A 6743-nucleotide genomic window follows, 5' to 3' on the forward strand; every position below is an offset into this window, starting at 1 on the left:
GTCTGCCCGGCGTCATGCCACGGCAAACCCTCAGGTCACAGGTTCATCAGGCGTGACGCTCAGGTCAGCGGCAGGGGGCGGCCCGCGATCGCGTATTCCTCGTGGCCGCCCGGGAAGACGAAGCTCGTCAGCAGGTCCGTGAAGCCCATGCTGGCGTAGAGGTGGCGGGCGGCGGTGGGCCGGTCATGGGTGGACAGGACCGCCGACCGCTCGCGGCGGCCGGCGCACAGCGTCCTGATCATCGCGCGGCCGATGCCCTTGCCCTGGTAGTCGGGGTGCACGTGGATCTCGGCCAGCTCGAACGCGAATCCGAGCCAGGCGTTGGCCGCCTCCTGGCCGAGCTGATCCTCCAGGCCCCTGAGGACGACGTCGTGCCACCATTGCCCGGGCGCGCCCCGGAAACCGTACGCGAAGCCGACGACTCTGGGTTCAGGGGCGGGCAACTCGGGGGATGAATCACGCAATTCCGCGAAATAACACTGAAAATGGGGATATGTCCCATGATTTCGCATGATGGTCTTGCGGCCGGTGATCTGGTCCACGGGTGGGTCCATCGCCGCCGTGTAAATCTCGATCACCGTCTCCAGCCGCTCGGTGAACTCGGCCGGACCGGCCCCGCGAAACTCGATCACCCGTCGCACACTACTCGACGTCCACCGGGGTGCCCCCGGTGATCCGCACGAGCTCGTCGAACGTCGTCGGGAACACCGTCAGCGGATGCCCGCCCGCCGCCCACACCACCTCGTGCTTGCTCAGCCAGTTGTCGACCAGGGTGCGCACGGGCGCGGGGTGCCCGACCGGGGCCACGCCGCCGATGGGCTGGCCGGTGGCCTCCCTGACGAACTCCGGCGTCGCCCGGCGTACCCGCCGGACGCCCGCCGTACGTGCGATGAGCTCCACGTCCACGCGGTGCGCGCCGCTGGTCAGCACGAGCAGCGGGGCCCCGTCGGCGTCGAAGATCAGGCTGTTGGCGATGGCGCCGACCTCGCACCCGAGCTGGGCCGCCGCGGTGGCCGCAGTCGGAGCCTTCTCCGGCAGGACCACGATCTCGCCGCTCGCCCCGAGTTCGCGCAGCGCGGATTCAACGACGACGGCATTCGCCGGCAACTTCTCAGACATGAAGACACTCTAAACAGGTTGACGGCTTGATTACCTATTCATGGTGAGTGGTGTAGGGTCCTCTGATCTGTTCTTTAAGTCAATGAGAGGTGGTATGCGTGGTGGCTCGACGGCTGCCCGGGGTGGCTGCTCTCCTGACGGCCTGCGCGGTCGTCGTCTCGGGTTGCGGCACGCCGGCGGAGCGGCGTACCGACGCGTCGCCCGGCGCCACGGCCGCCACCTCCTCGGCGGCCGGCCAGAGCGGCCCGTCCGCCACGCCCTCCACCACCGAGCCCGCGGTCACCGCCCCTCGCAAGACCCTCAAACTGGGCGCCAAGGGCAAGTCCGTCACCTGGCTGCAGAAGCGGCTGATCGAGCTCGGCTACCGGCCCGGCAAGGTCGACGGCCGGTACGGCGGCACGACGCTGGCGGCCGTGTGGGCGTTCCAGAAGGTCAACGGCATCAGGCCGACCAGCACCGTCGCCAAGCGGACCTGGGAGGCCCTGGAGACGCCGAAGGCGCCCAAGATCCTGGTCAGGAACGGCAAGCCGACCCGCGCCGAGGTCAACCTGACCAAGCAGGTCATGGTCATGTACGTCGACGGCGAGGTTGAGCTGATCACCCACATCTCCTCCGGCAGCGGCGTCCCCTACTGCGAGACCACCACCTGGCAGGGCAAGGAGCAGCAGTTCTGCGGCTCGGCCAGCACCCCGACCGGCAACTACCGGACGACGTGGCGCACGAGCGGCTGGCACAAGTCCTACCTGGGCGAGCTCTACAACCCGATCTTCTTCAACGGCGGCATCGCGTTCCACGGGGCGCTGTCCGTGCCGCTCTTCCCGGCCTCCCACGGGTGCGTGCGCATGCCGATGAACGTGGCCGAGGTGCTGCCCGGGATGCTCGGCAAGGGCGTGCCGGTGCACGTGCGGGGCAAGTTCAAGCGCCCCTGAGCCCCTGGGCTGCTCCGCGCCCGGCGTAACGCCCGCATAACCGGATTCGGTGACGGGCGGGTTATCGCCGTTCTGGTGGGCTTCCTCCTGACTTTGGGGGGAGCTCATGACAACCGCGTTCATGGTGCGGACGCCCGCTCCGGCCGTGCGCCGGAGCGGTGGCCGGTCCTGGGTGTGGTGGCCGCTGGCCGCCGGATGGGTCGCGCAGGTGGCGCTGCGGCTGTGGCTGCACCGCTATCACGCGGGGCCCGTGGCCAACCCGGACGAGACCGGCTACCTGCTCGCCGCCCGGTGGCTGGCCGGCGGCGCCGGGGCCGACCTGTCCGGCTCGACGTTCTACCAGGCCGGGTACGCGCTGCCGCTCGTCCCCGTCTTCTGGCTGACGCCCGACCCGGAGACGGCGTACCGGCTGGTGACCGGGATCGGGGCGGTGGCCGCGGCGGCCGCGTACCCGGTGGCGTACCTGCTGCTGCGGCGGCTCCGCCTGGGCCGGCGGGCAGCGCTGGTCCTGGCCTTCGCGGCCGGCCTGTCACCCGGGCTGATGGTGTTCTCCGGGTACGCGCTGGCCGACGCGATCCTGCCGGTGCTCGTGCTGGGCTGGCTGGTGGCGGTGCACGACCTGGTCGCCTACGGCTCGGCCAGGGCGGGGATCGCGGCGGGCGGGCTGGCGGCGTACGCGATGGCGGTGCACCTGCGGGGGACGGTGATCCTGGCGGTCGTGGCCGTGGTGCTGCGGCGGCTGCCGCGCGGGGCGGCGATCGCGGTGTCGGCCTCTGCGGTCGCCGGCGCGGTGGCGGGCCAGGCGCTCAACGGGGCGCTGGAGGCCGCGCTGTACCCCGGCGGGCCCCGTGACCTGTCGGGACTGCTGCTGGCCCGGCTCACGAGCCTGGAAGGGCAGGCGTGGGCGCTGTCGGGCGCGGCCGGGCAGCTCTGGTACCTCATCGCCGGTACGTGGGGCCTGGCGGGCGTCGGCCTGGCGGGGGCGGCGGCCCTGCTGGCCCGGCGGGCCGCGCCCCTCGAGCATCGCGTCCTGGCGGGCGCGCTGCTGCTGGTGACCCTGGGCATCGCGTACGCCTCCTCGGCCGCCCTGCCGGACGAGCACCGTGTCGGCAACTACGTCTACGGCCGCTACCTGGCCTGCGTCGCCGTGGCCTGGACGCTGGCCGGCATGCTCGTGCTGCTGCGCGGCGGGCGGCTCGCGGTGGCGCGGAGCGCGCTCGCCGCAGCGGGGCTGCTGGCCGTCTCCGGCGGCGTGGCCGCCTGGTACGCGGGAGACCGGCTGCAGCGCCACGCGTTCATCGCGTTCGACTTCCCCGAGGTGATCTTCCTCACGGGGACGCGCGACTCGCTCGACCTGGGCGCCGCCTCCCTGGCCGCGCTCGTCCTGCTGGCCTGCCTGGCGGGCGCGGCCCTGCTCACCGCCCGCCGGGCACGGCCGCTGGTCACGGGGGTGCTGGCACTTATCCACGTCGCGTTCATCGCGCATCTGGCGCCCGCGGCCCCGCCCGCGCCGGGCCCGGACCGGCTGCCCGCGCCACCTCCCGGCCGGGTGGCGGTGGCGGCCGGGGTGAAGTGGAACGTGTGGGTGCCGCTGTCGTACCGGGTGTGGTGGACCGAGATCGAACGCTTCGACGGGGTTCCTCCCCCGGGCGTGTGCACGGCCGTCGTCCCGCCGGACGCCGGGCCGCCGCCGCGGGGCTGGGCCGCCACCGGCGCGGGCGGCGCCAGGCAGGGCTGGACGACCTGGTCGAACCCGCTCTGCCGGTGACCGCCGCCGCTTCAGGAGGGGGCCGGCTCGCCGACGGTGGCGCGCCTGCCCTTCGCGGAGGCCATCGGCAGCCCGACAGCCTGGATCAGCCCGGCGGCGAGCAGGAGGAGGAAGTTGTACGGCTGCCACGGGGGCAGACCGGCGGCGAAGTCGGGGGAGTCGTACAGCTGGGCCAGGAGCTTGACGGGGTTGTTCATCGCGACGAAGACCCCCAGGGCGTACGGGACGATGAGGACGCCCGAGACGACCAGGAGGAGCGTGCGGCCCCGGCCCGCCCGCCGCAGCAGCGTCCCGATGGCCGTGTAGGCCACCGCCACCAGGCCCACGACCAGCGCGGTCCACCAGGTCACCCGCCAGGTGTCGATGCCGAGCGAGGTCATCCCGGAGGAGTCGATCGAGCCGCCCTCCCACTCGGGGCCCGCGATCTGCGCGCGCACCGCCGTACGGACGGCCAGGTGACCGGTGACCGCGTACGCGGCGACCAGGACCGGCCCCAGGGCCAGCAGGACGACATCGACCGGCCGTCCGCGACCGCTCCCCGACATCCGCGCTCCTCTCCGCTCCGCGTTCCGGGGGACAGCTTCTCAAAAATGCGCCATCCGGGGCGAGCCGGTCGCGCTTCCCGCCCCTCGACCCACCCGAGGGGACGCGGCCGCACGGTCCCCGCCGCGGGGCCCTCCCGAGGGGACGCGGGCCGAGCGATGACCGCCGCCGGAGCCCTACCCGAGGGAACGCAGGCCGGCGAGCGCCACGTCGGCCGCGCGGCGCGCGGTGTCGATGATCTCCTCCAGGGAGTGGTCCTGCTCCAGATTGGCGATGACCGCCACCTTGACCGCCCCGATCAGCGCCCCCACCGCCGCCGCCGACTCCACCAGGGTCAGCCGCTCGGGGAACGCCTCGTGCAGGGCCCTGGCCAGCTTGAGCTGACTGTCGAACAGCAGGTGCAGTGCCCGCGCCTGCAGCGCCGGCTCGGTCAGCACGAGCCGCGCCCGCAGCGCCGCGTCCTCGAACGTGAGGTCCTGGGCCACGAGCACGTGGTCGAAGCTCACGTCGATGATCCTGAGCAGCAGGTCGGTCACCGACTCGTCGGGCTTGCGCGCCGCCAGGGCCGCCACGGCCAGGTCGAGCCGGGACTGGGAGTCGTAGAAGACCACGTCCTCCTTGCTGACGAAGTAGCTGAAGAACGTGCGCGTCGACACCTCGGCCCGCGCCGCGATCTCCGCGAGCGTGGTCTCCTCGAAGCCCTTCTCCTCGAACAGCCGGAGCGCCGCCTCGATCAGCGCCTGGCGCGTGCGCTGCTTCTTGCGCTCCCGTAGTCCCACCATGCCGGAACTATACTGCACCCGCTTATGATTTTCACCCATTTAAATTTTGCATCCATTGAGGTTTTCTGGGGGAGGAGCTCGGAAAGGAGCCGGAACATGTCCGAACTGACCTTGCCCACCGCCCGCCAGCGCCCGTTCGACCCTCCGGAGGAGGTGACGCGACTGCGACGACAGGGCGCGATGCACCGCATGACGTACGCGGACGGCCACCTGGGCTGGCTCGTGACCGGCTACGCGGCCGCCCGGGCGGTGCTGGCGAGCCCGCACTTCAGCAACCGGCCGGAGACGATGCACCCGCCGCTCCCGTCCAGGATGGAGCTGGTCGAGAAGGGGCGGTTCAAGGTCCCGCCCGGGTTCTTCCTGCGCATGGACGCGCCCGAGCACACGCGCTTCCGCAAACTGCTGACCGGGCAGTTCACGGTGCGCCGGATGAAGATGCTCGAACCCAGGATCGAGGAGATCGCCAACGCCTGCCTGGACGCCATGGAGGCCGCGGGCGGCCCTGTGGACCTCGTCGAGGCGTTCGCGCTGCCGATCCCCTCGCTGGTGATCTGCGAGCTGCTCGGGGTGCCGTACGAGGATCGTGCGCGCTTCCAGGAGGACTCCAGGATCCTGGTCAACCTCGAGACCAAGGCCGACGACGCGCTGGACGCGATGGGGCGGATCTGGGCGTACCTGGCGGGGCTGATCGAGCGCAAGCGCGAGGAGCCGGCCGACGACCTGCTCAGCGGGCTCGTCGAGAGCGGGGAACTGGACGACCAGGACCTCACCGGGGTCGCGATGCTGCTGCTGATCGCGGGGCACGAGACGACGGCCAACATGCTGGGGCTGGGGACGTACGCGCTGCTCACGAACCCCGACCAGCTCGCCGCCATGCGCGACGACCCCTCGGTGGTGGACAACGGCGTCGAGGAGCTGCTGCGCTACCTCACGATCATCCACCTCGGCCCGCTGCGTACGGCGGTCGAGGACGTCGAGATCGAGGGCACCACGATCAGGGCCGGCGAGACGGTCACCATCCACCTGCCCGCCGCCAACCGCGACGAGTCCCGCTTCGCCGACGGCGAGCGGCTCGACGTCGCCCGCCCCGTCGCCGGGCACCTCACCTTCGGCCACGGCATCCACCAGTGCCTCGGCCAGCAGCTCGCCCGCGCCGAAATGCGCATCGCCTACCCTGCGCTGCTGCGGCGCCTGCCTGGCCTACGCTTGGCGGTAACGCCCGAGGAGGTGCCGATGCGCTCGGACATGAGCATCTATGGAGTGCACCGCCTCCCTGTCACTTGGTAGGTCACCATGGAAATCAAGGCAGATACAACGGTGTGCATCGGCGCGGGCATGTGCGCGCTGACAGTGCCGAAGGTGTTCGACCAGAGCGAGGACGAGGGCACGGTCGTGCTCCTGCAGGACGTGCCGCCGCAGGAGCTGGAGGACGCCGTCCGCCGCGCCGTGACCCTCTGCCCGTCCGGGGCCATCTCGGTCTCGTGACGCCCGCCTTCGCCTTGACAACCCCCTGACACGACACCCGGCCGCCGCCGCGACGAGCAGGACGGGCAGGATGAGCGCGACTGTCGCCAAACGTTTCACAACGCTCATTGAAAACGG

Annotated in this window: 8 protein-coding genes; 4 read left to right on the forward strand and 4 right to left on the reverse strand. The window is 71.7% G+C overall.

Annotated elements, in window-relative coordinates; translation table 11 throughout:
• Positions 1-59: 59 nt before the first annotated feature.
• Together AB0J69_RS56740 and AB0J69_RS56745 are read right to left on the reverse strand one after the other, a co-directional pair.
• Positions 60-632: a GNAT family N-acetyltransferase gene (locus AB0J69_RS56740; RefSeq protein WP_364136713.1), complete on the reverse strand. Its 573-nt coding sequence runs from the start codon at positions 630-632 to the stop codon at positions 60-62.
• Positions 633-642: 10 nt separating this feature from the next.
• Entirely contained in the window at positions 643-1119 is a 477-nt protein-coding gene (locus AB0J69_RS56745; protein ID WP_364136715.1) for a YbaK/EbsC family protein, read from the reverse strand.
• A gap of 98 nt (positions 1120-1217) precedes the next feature.
• On the opposite strand from AB0J69_RS56745, the gene AB0J69_RS56750 reads away from it, so the two are divergent.
• Positions 1218-2048 (forward strand): L,D-transpeptidase family protein, encoded by an 831-nt coding sequence (locus AB0J69_RS56750; RefSeq protein WP_364136717.1) that lies wholly within the window; start codon positions 1218-1220, stop codon positions 2046-2048.
• Positions 2049-2154: 106 nt separating this feature from the next.
• On the forward strand, positions 2155-3816 hold the full coding sequence (locus AB0J69_RS56755) for a hypothetical protein (RefSeq protein WP_364136719.1): 1662 nt from the start codon (positions 2155-2157) through the stop codon (positions 3814-3816).
• 11 nt (positions 3817-3827) lie between these two features.
• Here the strand turns inward: AB0J69_RS56755 and AB0J69_RS56760 are convergent, their stop codons facing one another.
• Together AB0J69_RS56760 and AB0J69_RS56765 are read right to left on the reverse strand one after the other, a co-directional pair.
• Positions 3828-4361, reverse strand: coding sequence for a hypothetical protein (locus tag AB0J69_RS56760; protein WP_364136721.1), 534 nt, complete (start codon positions 4359-4361; stop codon positions 3828-3830).
• 174 nt (positions 4362-4535) lie between these two features.
• Positions 4536-5141 carry a helix-turn-helix domain-containing protein gene (locus AB0J69_RS56765; protein WP_364136723.1) on the reverse strand — a complete coding sequence of 202 codons (606 nt, stop codon included), beginning with the start codon at positions 5139-5141 and terminating at the stop codon, positions 4536-4538.
• Positions 5142-5237: 96 nt separating this feature from the next.
• Between AB0J69_RS56765 and AB0J69_RS56770 the strand changes: the two genes are divergently transcribed.
• Together AB0J69_RS56770 and AB0J69_RS56775 are read left to right on the forward strand one after the other, a co-directional pair.
• Positions 5238-6428, forward strand: a complete 1191-nt coding sequence (locus AB0J69_RS56770) for a cytochrome P450 (protein ID WP_364136725.1) — start codon at positions 5238-5240, stop codon at positions 6426-6428.
• A 6-nt stretch (positions 6429-6434) separates the two neighbouring features.
• Entirely contained in the window at positions 6435-6626 is a 192-nt protein-coding gene (locus AB0J69_RS56775) for a ferredoxin (protein WP_364136727.1), read from the forward strand.
• The last annotated feature ends 117 nt before the right edge of the window (positions 6627-6743 follow it).

The sequence above is a fragment of the Nonomuraea sp. NPDC049709 genome, assembly GCF_040674815.1.
Taxonomy (GTDB): domain Bacteria; phylum Actinomycetota; class Actinomycetes; order Streptosporangiales; family Streptosporangiaceae; genus Nonomuraea.

Coding starts and splice junctions, on each gene's coding strand:
- AB0J69_RS56745 (WP_364136715.1), bottom strand. CDS start 1,119: ATGTCTGAGAAGTTGCCGGCGAATGCCGTCGTCGTTGAATCCGCGCTG.
- AB0J69_RS56755 (WP_364136719.1), top strand. CDS start 2,155: ATGACAACCGCGTTCATGGTGCGGACGCCCGCTCCGGCCGTGCGCCGG.
- AB0J69_RS56760 (WP_364136721.1), bottom strand. CDS start 4,361: ATGTCGGGGAGCGGTCGCGGACGGCCGGTCGATGTCGTCCTGCTGGCC.
- AB0J69_RS56765 (WP_364136723.1), bottom strand. CDS start 5,141: ATGGTGGGACTACGGGAGCGCAAGAAGCAGCGCACGCGCCAGGCGCTG.
- AB0J69_RS56770 (WP_364136725.1), top strand. CDS start 5,238: ATGTCCGAACTGACCTTGCCCACCGCCCGCCAGCGCCCGTTCGACCCT.
- AB0J69_RS56775 (WP_364136727.1), top strand. CDS start 6,435: ATGGAAATCAAGGCAGATACAACGGTGTGCATCGGCGCGGGCATGTGC.